Below are 18,882 nucleotides of genomic sequence, written 5' to 3' on the forward strand. Positions count from 1 at the left end.
TCAAAGGAGAGTCGATCATGAAACGTTCCCGTCGCCGAACCCAAACTGCATCTACCCCCAAATGGGCCCCGTTATCGAGAATAAAATGGAGACGTGGGGGATTGTGGTGGGTATTTATTCCCCTATCGGGGGCGATCGCCATTTTCTGGAAACCGATCGCCAATCCAGACACCCTCAATCAGATGGGAACGAATATTTCTACCAATGTTCAGACTTTCCTGAGTCCCCTTACCCCTTATATCAATGATCTGAAAGAGACTCTTGAAAGAGCGCAAACCATAGATCCCGTGCAACCCTCTTTAGCTCAACCCGAAGAAAATGGAGACACCGGATCGCCATCATCGACTCAATCGGATCTGTTAAGCGACTCAGAACTGCAACAGATCATTGCGGCTCTATCCCTAGAGGAAATCGGCGAAGAAATTAACACACTCTCCTCGCCTTCTTTATCCGCTCCCGTTTCCTTGGACTTCTCCCCATCTGGGAACAAGGAGAAAAAAAGTCCTCTGTCTGCTTCCCATCCTCTGGTTTCTTCGGTTCCCTATTGGAGTCAAAAACCTGCTCAACCTGAACCCGAAGAAATTCTCTCTGTCTCTCCAACATTTAGCTCTTCTCTCACCCCAACCACCGGGGAAATTGTCGAATCAGTGACTCAGAACTTACCTACTGATGGTTCCAGAGTTTTCGGGTCAAACTTAACCTCAACCCGTCAACTGCCCAAAACTACGTTGCCAAACAACACGCCACAAACAACACTCAATGGCAATTCCAGTTCAGGAAACCTACCCTCGTCCTCCGTCTCAGAAACTCGCAGTTTTGGCTATAGTCGCTTATCTCCTTTTGTTGATACCTCTCCTGAATCAACTCCCTCTAATCCTTTCACCCCTCAAACTCAATTCACTGCTCCCGCTGGCTCCATTCGTCCCAGGGGATATGGTTTGATTCAACCGACGACTCCATCTTTAACTGTACCGAACCCTCAAAGGCGATCGCTCTATCCCGTCCCCAACTCCAATCCCTATGAGATCAATCCCAATTAGAGGCTGAATATGGAAACCCCCATTATTTCTTTACCTCCTCAACTAGCTCTCAAAATCAATTTAACAGAGGAGCAATTTTGGCAATTGTGCCACGAAAACGACAATTTGCAATTTGAGAAAACGGCCCAGGGAGAGTTAATTGTAATGCCCCCAACTGGAGGAAATACCAGCGAACGCAATGCCGATTTAACTTTTCAATTGCAAGCTTGGAATCGGCAAACTCAACTGGGTAAGGTCTTTGATTCTAGGGGCTGTTTTCAACTGCCCAATGGAGCCAATCGCGCTCCCGATTCTTCTTGGGTAAAACTAGAGCGCTGGGATGCTTTAACGGAGAAAGAACAAGATCGATTTGTGCCCTTATGCCCCGATTTTGTGGTCGAGCTGATGTCTCCTAGCGATACCTTATCGCAAACTCAAGCGAAACTGATCGAGTAGATAGACAATGGAGCGCAGTTAGGTTGGTTAATTAATCGCAAACAGCGACAAGTAGAAGTGTATCGCCCTCAGCAAGAAGTCGAAATCTTGAACAATCCCCAAATGGTATCCGGAGAGTTGATTTTACCGGGTTTTATCCTAGATTTATCCACAATTTGGTAATGTGGCGATTTTTCTTAACGTCAGTTTTGGTTAAGCAGGCGATCGGGGCGGCGATCGGGGTGCGATGGCTCCGGAGGAGCTTTGGGAGTAGGCTAAAAGTGCTAACTAGAAACCTCTCCATTGCTCCATGCTTAGTCTAGAAGAACTTTTTTGTCATGTCGATGACTTCTGCCAAACGTTTGAACCTCTGTGGAATACCCATCTCCTATCAGCCGGTCTTAAAACCCGAAATCGCTTATCTGGTCTAAGTTTAAGCGAACGCATGACAATTATTATCGCTTTTCATCAAATGGGCTATCGAACCTTTAAAGACTTCTACCAAAAACTGGTTCAACCTTACTGGAAAAAGGATTTCCCCGGTTGGGTAAGCTATTGCCGTTTTGTACAGTTACTCCCTTCATCTCTCCTACCTCTGTGTGCTTACCTGAAATACTGCTTTGGCTCTTCTACTGGTATCAGTTTTATCGATTCCACTAAGCTCAAAGTCTGTCACAATCGACGCATTTCTCAACATCGCACTTTTTCGGGTCAAGCAGCACGAGGACGTACCTCTGTAGACTGGTTTTTTGGCTTCAAACTACATTTGGTAGTTAACGATCTCGGAGAATTACTCAATATCACCCTTACACCGGGTAATATTGATGACCGAAAACCAGTTCCCAAACTGGTTCAGGGCTTGACGGGTAAGCTTTTTGGCGACAAAGGCTACATTTCCCGGAAACTGACTGACCAACTTTGGCAAGCTACTGGTTTACAACTGATTACCCCCTTGAAGAAAAAGATGAAGAATCGGCTTATGCCCTTATGGGATAAGGTTTTACTCCGTCACCGAAGTATCATTGAGACAATCATCGATCAACTCAAAAATATTTCTCAGATCGAACCTACCCGTCATCGTAGTCCTGTTAGCTTTCTCATTAATCTCTTGGCTGGATTAATTGCCTATTGTCATCAACCCAAAAAGCCTTCCCTCAACTTAGAGTCTCTCTTGTCAACGATCGCTTAACCAAAACTGACGTTTTCTTACAGCGCTTCGCGCGGCAGAAGGGTAATAGGTAATGGGAAAACCCTTTTTTAAGCTATAGTGCCCATTTTTCAGACTTTTCATGCGAAGGTGCACTTAAGGAAAATCTCAATTTGAAGCCTTAGAAACTCAGCCATACCCGCTATTTCCTATTTCCTATTTCCTAGTGCAAAGCGCTATAAAAATGCCGCGAAAAACATCCTGCGGAATGTCAACCACTAATTAATGCTTCCACAAATTCATAACTGGAAAATGGGCGTAAATCTTCAATTCCTTCTCCTGCACCAATAAAGCGAATAGGTAAACCGAGTTGTTGGGAAACCGCTAAGGCAACGCCTCCTTTGGCTGTACCATCTAATTTAGTTAAGACAACCCCACTAAGCTGGGCAACTTCGGCAAACACTTGGGCTTGACGTAAGCCATTTTGACCTAGGGTAGCGTCTAAAACTAAGAGTGATTCTACTTTGGCATCAGGTGCTTTCTTATCGATGATGCGGCGTATTTTGCTCAGTTCGTCCATTAAGTTTTTCTTGTTTTGCAATCGTCCAGCAGTATCGACCAGTAACAGGTCTACATTTCTCGATTGTGCGGCAGTAATTGCATCATAAACAACCGCTGCTGGATCAGTGTTTTTACCTGGATTAGCAATAACATCTGTTCCAGTGCGCTCTCCCCAAACTTTGACTTGTTCTACGGCAGCAGCGCGGAAGGTGTCGGCTGCCCCAATTAAACATTGATAGTCAGATTTATTAGCTAAGTGTGCTAATTTACCAATAGTTGTGGTTTTGCCTACGCCATTGACTCCGGTTAACATCCAAATATTGAGGACATCTTGTTCCGGGGCAAAAGTAGTATCGTAGGCTTTGCCACCAGGATAGTCCAAAATATCACAGAGGAGTTGTTTTAAGTAGGCGATCGCCTGTTCTGGGGGTAAACTTTCTTCGCGCAGTTTAGCTTGTAATTGTTCAATAATGCGATCGGTGGCCTCAACGCCTACATCTGCCTGTAATAACAACGATTCAACTTCTAAAATTGCATCTTCATTGAGAGGCCCTTGACCCACAACTGCCTTCAATTGGTTAATTAATCCGCGCCGAGTTTTCCCGAGTCCCTGACGCAGTTGTTGTAACCAATTAATCTCTTCTAAGGACACTTCATCCGGCCGTCTGCCTTGTTTAGCAAGAACCTCAGCCGACCACAGGAAATCTTCATCCAATTCTTGAGGGGCTGGAGAACGACGTTTTTCTTCTGGTTCTGGCGCTTCGACTGCCTTTTCTTTCAGTTCTTCTAACCGCGCTCCCCGCTCTGCTTTAGCTCGTTCTAGGAAGGATACAGGTGCTGGAGTGGGTTCGGGTTCACTTTCAACAACAGGTTCGGGTTCGGGTTCAGTTTCCATAACCGGTTCCGGTTCACTCTCAGATGGTGGTTCCGGTTCACTTTCTGTTGCACTCTCAACAACAGGTTCCGTTTCTGAAGGTTCAACAACAGTTTCTGGGACAACAGCAGGTTCCGTTTCTTCAGGGGTAACGTCTGCTTCAAGTTCCTCTGCTTTCTCTTCTACTTCAGAAGAGGGTTCTACTTCTTGTTGTTCTTGTTGTTGAATATTTTGATAAGCAGCCTTAGCCCACGCCAGATAATCTACAGCCTCTTCCGTTTGTTCTGGTTCAGCTTGCTCCTGTTGCTCTGGTTGCGGTTCAGGTGCAGGGGAAGGAGCCGGAGACTCAGAGCGATTAAACTGGCGGCGAAACCAATTAAAGACCATAGGATTATGTGCAGGTTGTAGGACTAAGGGACTATTGCGATCGCAATCACCAGTGTATCATTGGGCATTCACCAAAAGTACAGTTTGGCGATCGCCCCCTGTACAGCGCTTTACGTTGCGATCCGGCAATAGGGGGACTGAACCCTTAGACCCTAAGCCATACAACCTATTGCCTAGCGCGAAGCGGATTATCGATTTTTAAATTGCCCTAGAAAAACTGGTAATTTGCCGTTTTCTGGTACGAGCATCAAAGATAGAGGCAATATTTCTGATTAGCAATCGACCGGTCGGTGTCACCTCAATTTTCTCACCATTGAACCAAATTAATCCATCTGCTTCCAGGACACGCAGTTCAGCAATTTCTCTGGCAAAATATTCATCGAATTCTAGATCGAAGTGCAAGTGATATTTTTCCTCGATCGCATGTTGGCAAACCTGAAATTGGCACATGAACTCCATAATGACTGCCCTGCGGATGATGTCGTCGCGATCGAGGCTAACGCCTCTTTCAATGGGTAGAATACCGGCATCAATAGCTTGATAGTAGTCTGGCAACTGCTTATGATTCTGAATATAGACATCGTGGAGCATACTAATGGAAGTCATCCCAAAAGAAAATAAATCTGACTCCGGTTTTGTTGTGTACCCCTGAAAGTTCCTGTGTAGGACTCCGGCTTGTTGAGCGATCGTTAATTCATCATCAGGCTTGGCAAAATGATCCATGCCAATAAACACATAGCCTCCCTCCGTTAATTCTTCAATGGTCATTTTAAAGATATCGAGTTTTTCCGATGGCTCTGGTAGAGCATCTACAGGTATTTTTTTCTGAACTGGTTTCATCCAAGGAACATAGGCAAAATTGAAGATCGCAATCCGATCGGGATCGAGTTTTAGGGTCTTCTCAATGGTATCCTTAAAAGTTTCTAGAGTTTGAAACGGCAGGCCATAAATCAGATCGACATTCACACTCTCAAAGCCGGCTTCTCGAATCCAACTCATCACATCAAAGAGCATGGACTCTGGTTGTACGCGATTGATGGCGGCTTGAACTTCAGGATTAAAATCCTGAATGCCAAAGCTAATTCGATTAAATCCTAAGTTTTTTAAGAACAAGATCGCATTGCGATCGATGTATCGAGGATTGATTTCTAGAGAAACTTCTGCATCTTCACTAAAACTAAAATGTTGCTGAAACTGATTCCATAAAAATTCAATTTGATTGAGATTTAAATAGTTGGGAGTTCCTCCTCCCCAGTGGAGCTGATTAACTTTTCTTTCTCGATCGATGAGGGAAGCAACCTGTTCAATATTGCGGGCAACATAGTCCAAATAAGGATCGACTTTCTTTTGGCTCTTGGTAATGATGGTATTGCAGCCACAAAAATAACAGGGACTTTGGCAAAAAGGAATATGACAGTAGAGGGAAATCGGTGTTTTTTTATGGTTCCCCACGGCGATACCCGTTCTAAAATCTAGATCGCCAACATTGGGTTTTAATTCTGTAGCGGGAGGATAACTGGTATATCGAGGTAGAGGTTTATCGTATTTTTTGAGTAAATTTGAGTCGAATTTTACGGTTGTTTGTGGCAGAAGTTGCATCGCTTTACCTTAATAATTTTGTGATTTGAGTTTCATTAGGAGCAGGAGAAGCATAATTGATTAAAGCCACCCCTGCTCAATACTTATTCAGCGGCGGAGACTAACTCCACTGAACTGGTGCCGGGCGCTCTTTCTGTACTTCCGGGCTTATCTTGCCGGGTGAGTAAATCGAAGGTATGATCGCCGATCGCTGCTTTTACGGCTGGTTCGAGTTCATGGACAACATTGCGGTTGAGTCGAAACGCAATGTTGGCTTCATCAACAATTTTTTGAGCTAGGGCATCATTAACCGGGAGTGAATTCAAAGCATCGCGGTACTTAGCCTTGAATGCCTTTCTGGCCTCGACGGTGGGAATTTGGTCGAATTCATGGAGTCCAGTCCCCTTATCTGGAGGCAATTCTAAAGCTGAACGAACAATATTTCTTAAAGCCTGACCGCCAGAGAGATCTCCCATATAGCGAACGTAACAATGGGCAACCAGAAGTGCCGGTTCGGTATTAGCTACTTCATGGATGCGGTCAACATAATTTTTGCCTTCGGGTGAAGGTTGGATTTGTTCTTTCCAGTCTTCCCCATAGTAATAGGCTAAGTCTTCCTCTAATTTCCCTTTGCGCTCTAGTTCGGGGAAATAAATGGGAGCGATCGCTTGATGGTCTTTGTGGCGCTGTACTTCTTCTTCGAGGGCACTGTAGAGGAAATACAAATCTGCGGTTAACAGGCGGAAAGGCTCTCTTTCCACAATCCCTTTGAGAAAACATTTCATAAAGGCTGTGTTTTCAGCCATGGTATGGGATTGTTTGGTTCCTTCCCGAAGTTGGCTTGCCAAATTGTTACTCATCTTTGCTATCTCGTAAAAGTCAACTACTTTTTTGGTTTAATTTCAATAGTTCAATTACTGTATAGCGATATATAATTTTGAGCAACTAAAGCGTATTAAAACTTAACAAATCGCCATCGAGTAGTATCGCAGAGAATCAGTGGGTTAGGACAGTTTGGTTATGGTTTGAGGCAATAGGCAAGAGAAAATGTCCTAACTCTTCCTTTCTCTGCTATAGAGGCGAAAAATTTTCCGCCTCTATAGACACCATCGTTGTTGATCGAGCATTCTGTACCAACCTCAACTGAAGTGACTTTACCTATACCTACTTAGACTGCTCTTCCTTGAGTAACGTCACCACCCGACGCAACACCCCATTAATAAACCGATATTCCTGATCCCCACTGTAGCGTTTGGCTAACTTCACCGCTTCATCAATGGCTATCCGTTCATCCAGGTTAACGTACAAAATTTCTGCTACTGCAATTCTGAGAATATCGCGATCGATACGAGCAATGCGCTCTAACTGCCAATTGACCATCGCCTTAGATAAAATAGAGTCCAATTCCTGGTGATTTTGAACGACCCGACTCACTAACTCTAAAGCATAATCTTGAACAACCGTTTGTTCTTGATAATAATGAACTTTCTCGGGAAACGTCATTGCATCGCCCAATTGATTAATAGCCATTTGGGTCAGTTCAACCGCCTCTTTGAGCATCGCTCTAGAGCTGGCAATATTGGGGGCCACCGTTTCGCTATTCAACAGGCGATCATTTCCTCTCTCCAACTGAGCCGATGCCATCTCTAAAGACTCTGATGCTTCCGTTTGCAACGTCTTCACTGCGGCTAAGATCATCGATTCAAGGTTTTCGGGAGTCTTTCGCTTAGAAAACTGGGAAAGACTCAGCAAGGCAAGTTCACGAGCAATTTGGCGCGGTTGCATAATTTTTAAAAGCCGAAGATTGGCCCTCTAACACTACTCAACTTTAGAAGATTCCTCAAGAGTCAGAGAAACCGTTAGGCCAAGTTTTTCAGCAGGATTCTCAGTCAATTGAGACTTCTTCCGATCCTCTAGTGTATATCCTGATTGCTCATCCGCTGGCGGAAGTAGTGCCATTGTGGGGTTAACGATACCGGCTGAGACGACCACCTTAAAGGCATCTTCAATGGAGATTGCTAAATTAATCACGTCTTTCTCTGGAACGATCGCATACCATCCAGTGGTAGGATTTGGTGTAGTGGGAATAAATACATTAATCATCGGCTCTGGAAACTTGGAGCGTAAATCTGAACTCACCGGACCAGTAACAAATCCCATTGACCATAGTCCCTCACGAGGATATTCGACTAACACGACTCGCCGAAACTTATCCTTAGAATCTCTGAGTAGGGTTTCCAACAATTGCTTTAAGGTTTTATAAACCGAACCAGCCAAAGGAATCGCCTGTACAATTCGCTCCCCCACATCCAACAACCAGCGGCCGACGATATTCCGAGCCATCAAACCAATGACCAGGATACTGAGTAAGGGAACGGCAAGTCCGACGACTAGATTGAGAAGAGAGACCAAAATCGGATGTAGTCCATCAAAGGGGTTCACCTGTTTAGGAATCTGGGTGAGGACATTGACCACCCAACTGGCGATGGTAATAGTTAGCCAGATGGTGGTTGCCAATGGGATCACCACCAGCAAACCAGCAATCAAATCATTCTTCAAATCTTGCTTCAAGCGTTGGAACACAAAGATTCTCTACTCAGGGAACAGGGAACAGGGAATAGGGAATAGGGATGATCCCCACTATTGGCTATCTTAAAACACTTTGTCGGCGATCTGTGGAATCGGTCATGGGTAATCGGTAATCGGCGATCCGTAAATAGGGCTTTGTTTGTAGTAAGCACGAAGAGTGCTTAAAAGCCTAGCTGGAGAGGGCGAAAGCCCTCACTACAAACCAAATCTAATGCATTAAATTAGATTTCCTTCGTTGTAGGGCTTTAGCCCTCTGAACATTTTATTGCTCAAGCCCTACAACCAATTGCAGCTAATGCACTATTTTAGGTGAAACCATCCACTACCCACTTAACGACCCATGACTATTGCCTATTGCCTATTGCCTCCTCTTGTGAATTCTGGGCAGAATTCTCCTGTGGCTTTAAGGTCTGTGGATCTAACTCAGGGACGGGTAAATATTGCATTTCCCAGGTTTTCAATAAAATCAGATATTCATAAAAGGCTTGTAGAGTACACCAAGCCAAACCGGGCGAACCATCCCAACATCCCCCTAAAATGAAATACATATAGAAAAATCGTACAACTGGGCGAAAGGGTAGACGCAAGGAGAGATCTTTAAGCGCTCGTCGTCTAGCGACTTCGGTTTTCCCAAAGACTAACTCAGCCCAGTTGACCTTCCCTTTTTCCAGTTGACGGATGGTTTCGGCGGCTTCATCGGTCGAATAGCGATTATGCTTTTCGAGCCACCGACTGAGACCTTTACTACAGGTATAGTGAGGATAGGTTTCTTTGAGAAATCCTGTGGGGCCATCACACACTTCTCGTTCAGTATGGCCATAATCGCTAAACCAAACTCGATCGGGACACAAGAGTCGCAATTGATACCGGGGATACTGAGTACTGTAGCGAATCCAACGATTCATGAACATCACTCGTTCTGCCACATAGTAACCCACTTTGTCGGCTGATTTAACCGTCTCTAAGCACTCGTTAAATAACTCAGGGGTCATGCGCTCGTCTGCTTCTAGGATATATATCCAAGGATGTTTAGCAGGGACTTCTTGGAGCATCCAAGTGCGTTGACGGCCATGGCTTTCAAATTTATGCTCAACAACGCGAACGGGATAACGTTGGGCAATTTCGACAGTGCGATCTCTACTGAACGAATCTACCACAATTACATCATCCGACACTAGAGCAGATTCAATACAAGGGCCAATATCCAGTTCTTCGTTATAGGTGAGAATATAAATTGAGAACATTTTCAAGTCAATCAGAGCTAAAACTTCAGGAGCAGGTCGCTTCACCTCCACGCATAGCGGAAGACTATGGGTGGAGCACTGCGACAGATCTCGGTAAGGTCAAAAAGCGATCGCTCCCTCATGTGGGATTCTAGTGGACTGAAACAGCTCAAATCGGGCATTATGATTCTGATGGTATGGGTGAAATTTTCCCCATCCTCTCGCTCTTAACGCCCTTCCCCATCTTCATCTCATGCTACGCTTACACTGAAACGGTACACTAGGTTTGGCGATCGCTCAAAACAGAAGGATCTTACCGACGGCGCTTCTTGCGTCCTCCACCTCCGAGTTGTACACCGGTCAAACCAATGCCCAAATACCCAACGGCTAATAAGGCTCCATTCATCGATTGAGACATCGATTTTACCGTAGTCACTTGGGCCCTTTCTTCCCGTTGCATCTTTTCTTCCTCGATTTGAGTTCTTGCCCGTTCGGGGAGAGCAGTTACCTGTTGATCGATGAAGTTATCAATTGCACTCGGATCATCCCTGAACTGTTGGAGTAATTCAGCTTGTCCTTCTGGTGCTTGCTCTATAGCTTGTTGAAATTGCTCCTCATTACTAATTAAAGTATTAATCTGAGTCCTAAACTGTTCTCGACGTTGATCTAATCCCGCCTGAAATTGGGGATTGTCCAATTGATCTTGCAATTGTTGTTCAGCTTGTTGGGCTTGTGCTTCCAAATTTCTCAGGGCACGGTTACGACTGCGCACAGTATCAACGCTATGTAGGGGAACCACTAAGAGATAAACAATGCCTAAAATCAGAGAGACTAAGACGGCTGCTGACCGCAACATCCCCTGTTTAGAGCCGCTTGTCCCTTCTGAATCTTTGATCCAAATTCCCCCTAAGAGTAGGGCAACTCCAACCAAGGGAATTACTCCTCGGTCAATTAACTGACTGGTAAAATTGAGTCTCCATTGAGGACTCAGAAGGTTAGGAGGAATAGCGATAATCAGAATATCAATAATAAACGAGACAATCATCACTAAGCCCACCAGTTGCAGTGACCGGGAGGCTAAGGGAGAAATAGGGTTGCTACTTGCTTTCATATGAAATGGTTACGTTTTACGATCAGAATATTGAGAGACCCTTGAAAATGCCCTGAAGTCGTTGGCCGAAGATGACCAGAACCAGGATAACATCGAAAACCGATGAACTGGTATAGTGCTGCGTGCTAGGCAAAAGGCAAAAGATAATGGGGGCTAGTTAAAGCAAAAACAGTTGACTCATTCCTGAATTACCCATTACCAGCGCAAAGCGCTATATATTACAGTTTAAGCGATCGCTCTTGTATGAATTATCCTCAGATGGCTTCAGGTGTCTCATGATTTCTAGTTTCACTCCTATTTTGGCAAACGTCTATGTTCCGATCACTCTCTTAATCTTGGGATTGGGGTTCTGGGGACAGCCAAGTCTTGCACACCTCTCTTCCCCCTTGTTGATCACTCAAGAGGAAATCCCTAATGATGAAGAGGAAACCCCTAGTGATGCCCTTGATGAGGCTCAAAAGTATAATCAACAAGGGATTGAGTTGATGAAATTGGGGGACTATTCCGAAGCGGTGGAAGCCTTTCAACAGGCATTGGAAATTTATCCCAATTCGGAGAAAATTTATTCTAATTTAGGCATTGCCCTAGGTCATGATAGCCGATTTGACGAAGCCGTGGTTGCTTTTCAGGGGGCCCTGGAGATTAATCCCCAGAATTGGGAGACCTATAATAATTTGGGGATTGCCCTAGGCTCTCAGGAAAAGTACGATCAGGCGATCGCAGCTTTTGAGGAGGCGATTGTCCTCAATCCAGATGCTCCCATGTCCTACCATAATTCTGCCGTAGCCTATATCAAACAAGAGAAATGGGAAGAGGCGATGACCTCCCTTGAGGCTGCCCAGGAGCGCTATGCAGATTTGGGGCAAACGGAGGTGGTTGAGTTAATCGATCAGGTTTTATCCGATTTGCAAGAGAAAATTGGGGAGTAGGCAGGAGGGACAGTCGGCAGTAGGCAGTTAGCTATCTTCTCCGTGTCCCCGCGTCCCCCCATTCCTCATTCCTCATTCCCTATTCCCTATTCCCTATTCCATCCCCCTTATCTTGGAAAACATCGACCAGGTAGGGGGAAAGTTCCTGATTGAGTTGTCCCGCTTTGATAAACTCGGCATAGGTATCTGCTTCGATCGCCAAAAGTTCCTCCCGCAATTGTTCAATAGCATATTCTCTCGTTTGGGGATGTTGTTGGCGCAGTTCTTGAATGTTCCGCTCTAACTGCTCTAACTCTCCTTGCACAAGTGCAGCTTGATAGCGATAGTATTCTGGCTCAATTTCCGGCCGTTGTTTGCCGGATGTTAATGTTTCCATGACTCGATTCAGTGCTACTCGGCGAGCCACGGCTTCTAAATATTGCCGTTTTAGGGGTTCATCACCGAGGAGGTTTAAGCCTTGTAAGAGGGGTTTGATGGTTAAGCCTTGAACTAAGAGGGTAAAAAGAACCACACCAAAGACAGTTGCGCTGATTTGATCCCGTCCTTCTAGGGCAATGGGTAAACTGAGGGCTAGGGCGATAGAAACGGAGCCACGCAACCCTCCCCACCAGAGTACGGTTTGTTCTTTCCAATTAATATCGACTTCAGTTATCCAATTACTCAATGTGCCTAAGCCATAAATGGAGATCGCCCGCGTAACAATCATGGCAGCGATGGTAATGAGAATCTCATCTAAATTTTCCATCAGACTAGAGAATTGCATCTGATCTCCAATCAAGAGGAAAACAATGGAGTTCACAAAAAAGGCTAAAAATTCCCAAAATTCACTGACAATGACGCGGGTGCGGGGATTCATGCCAATACGGGAGCCAAAGTTACCTAAAATTAAGCCTACAGTAACCACGCCAATGACCCCCGATCCGCCGGCTTCTTCAATTAAAATGTAGGTTCCATAGGCGGAAATCAGGGTTAAGGATTGTTCGACTAAGGGTAAATCAAAGCGCTGGGTAAGATAGGAAATGCCAAAGCCAATTAGCCCACCAATACCCAATCCTAAACCGACAAAGACGGCAAAATGAACAATACTTGCTTGCCAGTTAAATTCTTCTATGCCTAGGGGAATACCGACAAGCAAACTAAAAGCCACTACCGCCACCCCATCATTAAACAGGCTTTCCCCTTCCATCACTACACTCAAGCGTTTGGGAGCGCCTAATTCCCGGAATAGAGCAACCACAGAAACGGGATCGGTTGCCGAGAGACTTGCACCTAAAAGCAGAGCCGTGGCTAGGGGTAAACCGGTGAGTTGATTGACTCCCAAACCAATTCCCACCACGGAAATAGCTACGCCGAGGATGGCAAAGAGGCTAATGGGAACAATATTTTTTTTCAGCCCTGACCATTTTAGATTCCAAGCGGCTTCAAAGAGCAGGGGAGGGAGGAAAATGGAGAGGATCAGCTCAGGGGAGAGATTAACCAACCGCACATCGACGAGAGCCAGTCCAAGTCCAACAATTACCAGCAGAAGGGTGTAGGGGATCTGGCGAAACCAAGGAACGATTTGGGGTAAGGTGGCAACGCTGAGGGAAACGGAGAGGACAAGGAGAAATTGCTGGAGGTTAGCGGCGATCGCTCCCTGTTCTTCTGCTACAGTCGCTATCAGCATGGTCAGTTACTCCAAATGCTCTGGCTCAAGTCAGGGTTATTGTATCCGACCCTTGGGGAGTTTGCTAGGGTCAATCCGTTTGTACCGACTTTTTCCAATGCTTAGATAGTTTTCGAGTCAGGTGTACTTTTTAGCTGGAGTAAGGGTTATGGGGAAGAAGCCCGTAGTACAAACCCTTAATGTATCATAGTGAACGTAATGTGTGTGAGATTACAGCTTTTTCTTATATGAGTCAAATGAAAGATTTATTTCCGAGTTATTGCCCTAGCCAGAAAGAATTCAAGGAAATCTGGCAATCAGCAATTTTTATCCTAGATACCAATGTTTTGCTCAATCTGTATCGCTACTCAGAAGAGACAAGGAAGCAGTTTTTTTCAGTTTTAGAAAAATTATCCGATCAACTCTGGATTCCTTATCAAGTTGCCCTGGAATTCCAAGATAACCGTATACGGGTTGTCCAACAGACAAAAAAGACATTTTCAGGTTATAATTCGTTTTTGAAGAACTTGAATAAGTCTTTAAATAATTTAAAGTCTGATGAATCTATTAAAGATTCATTAAAATATTATTCTAGTATTGACTCGAAAGCGAGAATCGGTATTTGAAGCTATTGAATATCAAGCCGTGTATTCTTGGCTCAAAAATGAGTACATAGGTTGTTTAGTTGAAAAAAATACAGAACTTCTTCTAGAGTATGGTGTTGTAGATAAGCATACAGGTCAGGTTTTAGGTTTTCAAATCAAAAACCAAGTTATTAACATAGATTTTATTGGGTCTGATTTGAAGGGTTATATACAGATGAAACCACTCTATAACTTCCAAGGTGCAGAGTTAGATGAAATGACATTTATATTAGCCGCAAGAGATAAAAAAGAAGCAATTTTAGAAAGTCAAAAAGTAGGACAAAAAAAAGATGATGCTCCTCTCCCTTTCGGAGTTAATATACTAATTGGATTTGTGAATAATTCTGATAATGAGTTAGAAGCTGAGTTGACCATAGTATCGGAGTTTAGGGGAACTCAGGAAAGTTAACACAAAAATGCGATCGCCTTCTCTATCTCTAATACAGATTATTTAATCCCTCTCGGGTGGGAGAGGGATTCGTTTCCCAAAGTTTAAGTATCGTACATCCGCGCTTCTATAGCATCGGGATGTTCTTCACAGTATTGCTCAAACTTGGTTTTGGTGATTTTCTGGGCTTGCTGGTGAGCCGCTTCGGCTTCTAGCTCTTCGACAATATCCCAAGCAACCGCACATTCACGGGAGTTGGGACCTTTCTCTTTACAAATTGCCCGTGCTTCAGTAAGTGCCTTTTCAATTTCTTCTTGTAGGGTGACGGCTTTGGGTTTTTCGAGAAAATCACCGCGATTGAGAATATCGGTAATCGAAATAATGCCCATGACTTCGCCACTAATTACGGGAGCGCGATGCAGTTGTAAATTCGCAAATAACCGGGCGACATATTCAACACCTAAATCGGGATTGATTACCACACAGGGTTTGGTCATAATTTCATAAACCCGGACTGTTTTAGGGTCAGTTCCATAGGCAGTGACTTTATAAACTACGTCACTTTCAGTTACAATCCCATAGCTATCTTGCTCATGACGGCGTTTAACGATGAGCGAACGAATGTTCTTTGCTCGCATGAGTTTAACGGCTTCCTCTACTGTGGCTAAACCGCCAATCATCACCACATCTTTGGTCATGATATCTGATGCTTTTAACATGTTTTTTCCTCTTTCAAGTCTCTGTTTACAATCGAGTTAAGATTGGAGATTATCAATGTACTAATTGGGGAGCAATTGGGTTAATTTGTTCCTCTAAATAACCATACCACTGTTCGAGACCAAAACCACTGCGGGCAGATATTTCAAAAACTTGGGCTTGTGGGGCGACTTGCTGAAGGTTTTTGAGGGCAATTTCGCGATCGAATCCAACGACTTCAGCAATGTCAATTTTGTTGAGCAAAATGACATCAGCACTCTTAAACAGGGTAGGATATTTAAGGGGCTTATCTTCTCCTTCTGTGGTGGAAAGTAGGGCTATGCGCAAGGTTTCGCCGAGATCGTAGGCAGCGGGACAAACCAAATTGCCGACGTTTTCTATGATCAAAAGCTGTAATAGGTCAAGGGGAATTTCGGCGATCGCCTGGGCAATCATATCGGCTTCTAAATGGCAGATACTGCCGGTGGTAATTTGCACGACAGGTGCGCCGGTTTCCCGTAATCTTTGAGCATCATTATCAGTGGCTAAATCTCCCACGATCACCCCTGCGGGGAGTCGTTTTCCCAGATCCGAGAGGGTGCGTTGAATCAGGGTTGTTTTGCCAGAACCTGGAGAAGAAAGGATATTCAAAACTAACAGCCCTTTGGCTAAAAAATAGCCTCGGTTGCGTTCAGCGAGGCGGTCATTTTTGGCTAAAATGGCTTGGTGAACCGGTAGGGTATGGGTATGGGCACGATCGCCGTGATGATGATCGTGGGCATGATCATGATGATGATCATGGGGGGGATGAGAATGGCTATGAATCTCAACTTTTCCAGGGGTTACAGCACAACCACAATCAGTACACATGGATTTAAGAAACCTCCAAGGATGCTAACTCTAATTCTTTCCCTTGACGAACTTCCCGGCTTAGTTGTCCACAGTGGGGACAGATATGAATGATGTCACTGGGATAGAAGTTTTCCTGACAATTGGAACAGTAACATTCAACCGGTATGGTTTCGATTTCTAGTGTAGCACTCTGAGCAATTGTATTTTGAGTCACGACATCAAACGCAAAGTTTAAAGCTTCTGGAACAACACCGGAGAGTTCTCCCACGTTGAGTTTAATCCGATGAATTTGTTTTGCCCCTTGGTTTTGAGCGTGGTTGAGGGCAAGTTTTAGGGTTTCTTCCATGATACTAACTTCGTGCATAGTCAATTAAAAATTAAACCTTAAAAATCAAAGAGTGTGATGATTTTGGATCAGGTGGGTGATGTGGTTGAGGGCAATTTCAACGCGCTGTTGTGCCAGGGGGGAGAGACGATCGCTGTCGGAAAAGTCTACCCCAGGGACGCTAATTATCCAGGCTTGGGGTACAGTTTGATATAACCATTGGCACAGGGAAAGTAAGCGAGGAGGGCTGAGGGAATGTCCCCAAGGTAATCCTTGTTCTGGCACTGGTTCAAGTTTGGATCGGGTTACATCGTCTCCGGATAGGGCAGCATCAACAAAAATAGCTAACTGGACTTCGGATAATTCTTGGGCTAACTCTGGCATAAGCTGATGGACAGCACGCGATCGCACATTCACCCATTCCCACTGTTCTACCCTCATCGCTACCGTTTGCCCAATGCCATCATCACCTCGTAGAAGGTTACCATAGCCGATAACTAGGACTGTGGGTGAGGGATGGGATGGGGAAATCATTACCATTTAACCGTCATGGGGTTATGGGATCAGTTGTGGCTTGAATCGTAACGGTGTTGGTTTAGCGATCATATTTTATGTGTTCCACAATGTATCCCAAGTCTTGCTAGTTTTCTTAAATACCCTGCAATCAGGTCTGATGACAGAGAACTTAACTTTAAATTAATCATTAAATGACCTTGTTCGCGATCGCTGATTTGGAGAGCGTTAGTGGGAATATCGGGTAAAATGTCGGTGGGATCGGGCAAAGAGCTACGATAAACCTCTTTACCGGTACGCAGGTAGGCGATCGCCCCATCTTCAAATTGAATGTAGTCGATATTACTCCATTCAATCTCTTCAGGCTCATCCCGACCTCGTTGTAGCAACAGGATTTGCTCATTCACTTCAATAATACGCCCCGATCGCTGGTTTGAATTCGTTAAAGAAACGATCGCTGTTGTGGGGAGGGAAACCAACAGAGAAGAGTCTGTAGCGTTTGTTTGCTTCAGGAGAGTGGGAGTAACCGTTTGTGGAGAGGATGCGAATAAAGAGAGGTTGGGGAGGGTTATGCAGGCGATCGCCCCTAGGGTCAGGGTTGCCAGTTTAATCCACGTCTTTATCATGGTAAAATACACACAACGCTGCTTATACCATTTCTCTATGAAGATGCGCTGAACAAGGGGCTGAAGCCCCTTGCCCCCCAAGGATCGATTAATGGCAGGCTTAAAGAGAAATGGTATTAGATTAGTATAGCCAACTTTCACCTACTATTGTGCCTTCCTCTTCTCCTCCCGAATCCGGGAATGAACCCAGCATTTTACGAGGATTTGCCAGTTTAATTGGTTTACTCGGTCCCTCCCTATTTTTCACCGGTTGGATCTATCGCTGGGTCTATTTTTTCCAGTTTCATTTAGAACTGACAACCCTAGATTTTTCCATTGAATCCTTTTTCATTGTTCCCATTCAGGTGATTTTAGGCGACACTAGCGCCATTATCCGTGCTGTAATTGCCATAATGTTAATGGTAGCCGCAATTCATGTCACGTTATGGTTCATTTCCGGATTAAAGAATATCGAACAATGGGATAAAATCAGCCAAATTTTCTCTGCCCATCTCTTCAAAACCTTTGCAAAACTTAGCGATCGAGTTCCCAGTTTTCCCTATTCACCCGATCCGAGCGCCATCAATGCTTACAGTTTGCCAGAAGAACAATCTGAACTCTACCATAAAACGGTCAAAGTTCTGTCTAAGATTTTCCAAGCCTTGAATCAATTATTCCGCTCTCTGATTCACTTTAATCCCCTCACATTTGACGCAGTAAAAGTCTTGCGTTCCTTAGTTGATGAAACCGTGATTGTGGCTTGGGTATTGATTATCCTCTTCCATTTAGCGCGTACCCAAGCCATTCAGGATGCTCAACGGGATATGGGCATCAATTCCACTTTACCCGTGGTCACCTTTATTGTGCCAGACGAGCAAATTCCCTTGGGACGGCAACTCGACGATCCAGCCAATAATAATCTACCTATAGAAGGCTTTAGGTTTTTTGGCGATAAGGAAGCATTTAAACATTTTATTAATAGAGAAGATACCCTAGTCTACAATCCAGAAAAGCCCACACGGGTTTGGCGTTTGCTCCTAGAGCGAGATGGCTGGATTTATCTCTTACCCACAACTCCAGGAAAAGAAGAAATCGCTAAAAGTCCCCGCGTCGTGGCCATTCAAAAAAGCATCTACGGCAATCAATTAATGATTCTTTCTCCCACAGTTGAGGAGTAATACGGCGCTTTCCACTTCGCGGACATGAAACGCGCGGTAATGGGTAATATCAAGTCCGATGAATAAGTTACGATATAAATGAAGAGTGTCCAAGCAAAGCAATGCCCCGACTCCTTAAGATAGTCCCCCACCAGAGTAGAGAGTCCCTGGGCGTAGCCTACCATCAAGCAAAAGAGGGCCCAG

General features: G+C 44.7%; 19 protein-coding genes and 1 pseudogene. 7 read left to right on the forward strand and 13 right to left on the reverse strand.

Annotated features, from left to right (window positions below; translation table 11 throughout):
* The first annotated feature begins 17 nt into the window (after positions 1 to 17).
* The 3 genes and pseudogenes from PN466_RS17085 (at position 18) to PN466_RS17095 (ending at position 2,643) form a co-directional block, all read left to right on the forward strand.
* The gene (locus PN466_RS17085) at positions 18 to 1,040 is read left to right on the forward strand and encodes a hypothetical protein (RefSeq protein WP_271941434.1); all 1,023 of its coding nucleotides are present in this window, start codon (positions 18 to 20) and stop codon (positions 1,038 to 1,040) included.
* Between the two features lie 9 nt (positions 1,041 to 1,049).
* A pseudogene (locus tag PN466_RS17090) lies at positions 1,050 to 1,637 on the forward strand (Uma2 family endonuclease).
* A 127-nt stretch (positions 1,638 to 1,764) separates the two neighbouring features.
* Entirely contained in the window at positions 1,765 to 2,643 is an 879-nt protein-coding gene (locus PN466_RS17095; RefSeq protein ID WP_271941435.1) for an IS982 family transposase, read from the forward strand.
* 229 nt (positions 2,644 to 2,872) lie between these two features.
* On the opposite strand, the gene ftsY is transcribed toward PN466_RS17095, so the two are convergent.
* The 7 genes from ftsY to hpsJ-B all read right to left on the reverse strand — a co-directional run bounded on the left by ftsY (position 2,873) and on the right by hpsJ-B (position 10,924).
* Positions 2,873 to 4,423: a signal recognition particle-docking protein FtsY gene (ftsY, locus tag PN466_RS17100; RefSeq protein ID WP_271941436.1), complete on the reverse strand. Its 1,551-nt coding sequence runs from the start codon at positions 4,421 to 4,423 to the stop codon at positions 2,873 to 2,875.
* 198 nt (positions 4,424 to 4,621) lie between these two features.
* A complete protein-coding gene (gene hemN / locus PN466_RS17105) occupies positions 4,622 to 6,022 on the reverse strand; it encodes an oxygen-independent coproporphyrinogen III oxidase (RefSeq protein WP_271941439.1) in 1,401 nt (466 codons plus the stop codon).
* An 83-nt stretch (positions 6,023 to 6,105) separates the two neighbouring features.
* The gene (locus tag PN466_RS17110) at positions 6,106 to 6,861 is read right to left on the reverse strand and encodes a biliverdin-producing heme oxygenase (protein ID WP_271941442.1); all 756 of its coding nucleotides are present in this window, start codon (positions 6,859 to 6,861) and stop codon (positions 6,106 to 6,108) included.
* A gap of 304 nt (positions 6,862 to 7,165) precedes the next feature.
* Positions 7,166 to 7,786 carry a transcription antitermination factor NusB gene (nusB, locus tag PN466_RS17115; RefSeq protein ID WP_271941445.1) on the reverse strand — a complete coding sequence of 207 codons (621 nt, stop codon included), beginning with the start codon at positions 7,784 to 7,786 and terminating at the stop codon, positions 7,166 to 7,168.
* 33 nt (positions 7,787 to 7,819) lie between these two features.
* On the reverse strand, positions 7,820 to 8,584 hold the full coding sequence (locus PN466_RS17120) for a DUF502 domain-containing protein (protein WP_271941448.1): 765 nt from the start codon (positions 8,582 to 8,584) through the stop codon (positions 7,820 to 7,822).
* A gap of 350 nt (positions 8,585 to 8,934) precedes the next feature.
* Complete coding sequence (locus tag PN466_RS17125; RefSeq protein ID WP_271941487.1) at positions 8,935 to 9,834, reverse strand: glycosyltransferase family 2 protein; 900 nt, start codon at positions 9,832 to 9,834, stop codon at positions 8,935 to 8,937.
* 292 nt (positions 9,835 to 10,126) lie between these two features.
* A complete protein-coding gene (hpsJ-B, locus tag PN466_RS17130; protein ID WP_271941451.1) occupies positions 10,127 to 10,924 on the reverse strand; it encodes a hormogonium polysaccharide biosynthesis protein HpsJ in 798 nt (265 codons plus the stop codon).
* A gap of 275 nt (positions 10,925 to 11,199) precedes the next feature.
* On the opposite strand from hpsJ-B, the gene PN466_RS17135 reads away from it, so the two are divergent.
* On the forward strand, positions 11,200 to 11,853 hold the full coding sequence (locus tag PN466_RS17135) for a tetratricopeptide repeat protein (RefSeq protein ID WP_271941453.1): 654 nt from the start codon (positions 11,200 to 11,202) through the stop codon (positions 11,851 to 11,853).
* Positions 11,854 to 11,932: 79 nt separating this feature from the next.
* Here the strand turns inward: PN466_RS17135 and PN466_RS17140 are convergent, their stop codons facing one another.
* Positions 11,933 to 13,519: a cation:proton antiporter gene (locus PN466_RS17140; protein ID WP_271941457.1), complete on the reverse strand. Its 1,587-nt coding sequence runs from the start codon at positions 13,517 to 13,519 to the stop codon at positions 11,933 to 11,935.
* Positions 13,520 to 13,755: 236 nt separating this feature from the next.
* Between PN466_RS17140 and PN466_RS17145 the strand changes: the two genes are divergently transcribed.
* On the forward strand, positions 13,756 to 14,124 hold the full coding sequence (locus PN466_RS17145; protein ID WP_271941460.1) for a PIN domain-containing protein: 369 nt from the start codon (positions 13,756 to 13,758) through the stop codon (positions 14,122 to 14,124).
* Positions 14,096 to 14,551 (forward strand): hypothetical protein, encoded by a 456-nt coding sequence (locus PN466_RS17150; RefSeq protein ID WP_271941463.1) that lies wholly within the window; start codon positions 14,096 to 14,098, stop codon positions 14,549 to 14,551. The genes PN466_RS17145 and PN466_RS17150 overlap by 29 nt, the downstream gene beginning before the upstream one ends.
* Before the next feature lie 83 nt (positions 14,552 to 14,634).
* Here PN466_RS17150 and PN466_RS17155 read toward each other — a convergent pair whose 3' ends face one another.
* The 5 genes from PN466_RS17155 to PN466_RS17175 all read right to left on the reverse strand — a co-directional run bounded on the left by PN466_RS17155 (position 14,635) and on the right by PN466_RS17175 (position 17,542).
* Positions 14,635 to 15,249 (reverse strand): CP12 domain-containing protein, encoded by a 615-nt coding sequence (locus PN466_RS17155; protein WP_271941466.1) that lies wholly within the window; start codon positions 15,247 to 15,249, stop codon positions 14,635 to 14,637.
* 52 nt (positions 15,250 to 15,301) lie between these two features.
* The gene (gene hypB / locus PN466_RS17160) at positions 15,302 to 16,096 is read right to left on the reverse strand and encodes a hydrogenase nickel incorporation protein HypB (protein WP_271941467.1); all 795 of its coding nucleotides are present in this window, start codon (positions 16,094 to 16,096) and stop codon (positions 15,302 to 15,304) included.
* A gap of 4 nt (positions 16,097 to 16,100) precedes the next feature.
* The gene (gene hypA / locus PN466_RS17165; RefSeq protein WP_271941469.1) at positions 16,101 to 16,442 is read right to left on the reverse strand and encodes a hydrogenase maturation nickel metallochaperone HypA; all 342 of its coding nucleotides are present in this window, start codon (positions 16,440 to 16,442) and stop codon (positions 16,101 to 16,103) included.
* Positions 16,443 to 16,469: 27 nt separating this feature from the next.
* Complete coding sequence (locus tag PN466_RS17170) at positions 16,470 to 16,943, reverse strand: hydrogenase maturation protease (protein WP_271941471.1); 474 nt, start codon at positions 16,941 to 16,943, stop codon at positions 16,470 to 16,472.
* Positions 16,944 to 17,005: 62 nt separating this feature from the next.
* On the reverse strand, positions 17,006 to 17,542 hold the full coding sequence (locus tag PN466_RS17175; protein ID WP_271941473.1) for a hypothetical protein: 537 nt from the start codon (positions 17,540 to 17,542) through the stop codon (positions 17,006 to 17,008).
* Positions 17,543 to 17,691: 149 nt separating this feature from the next.
* Here PN466_RS17175 and PN466_RS17180 point away from each other — a divergent pair, with 149 nt between their 5' ends.
* Positions 17,692 to 18,699 carry a hypothetical protein gene (locus PN466_RS17180; protein ID WP_271941476.1) on the forward strand — a complete coding sequence of 336 codons (1,008 nt, stop codon included), beginning with the start codon at positions 17,692 to 17,694 and terminating at the stop codon, positions 18,697 to 18,699.
* Positions 18,700 to 18,882 lie beyond the last annotated feature (183 nt).

Origin of the sequence: Roseofilum reptotaenium CS-1145 (assembly GCF_028330985.1) — a bacterium.
In the GTDB taxonomy this organism is placed as follows: Bacteria; Cyanobacteriota; Cyanobacteriia; order Cyanobacteriales; family Desertifilaceae; genus Roseofilum; species Roseofilum reptotaenium.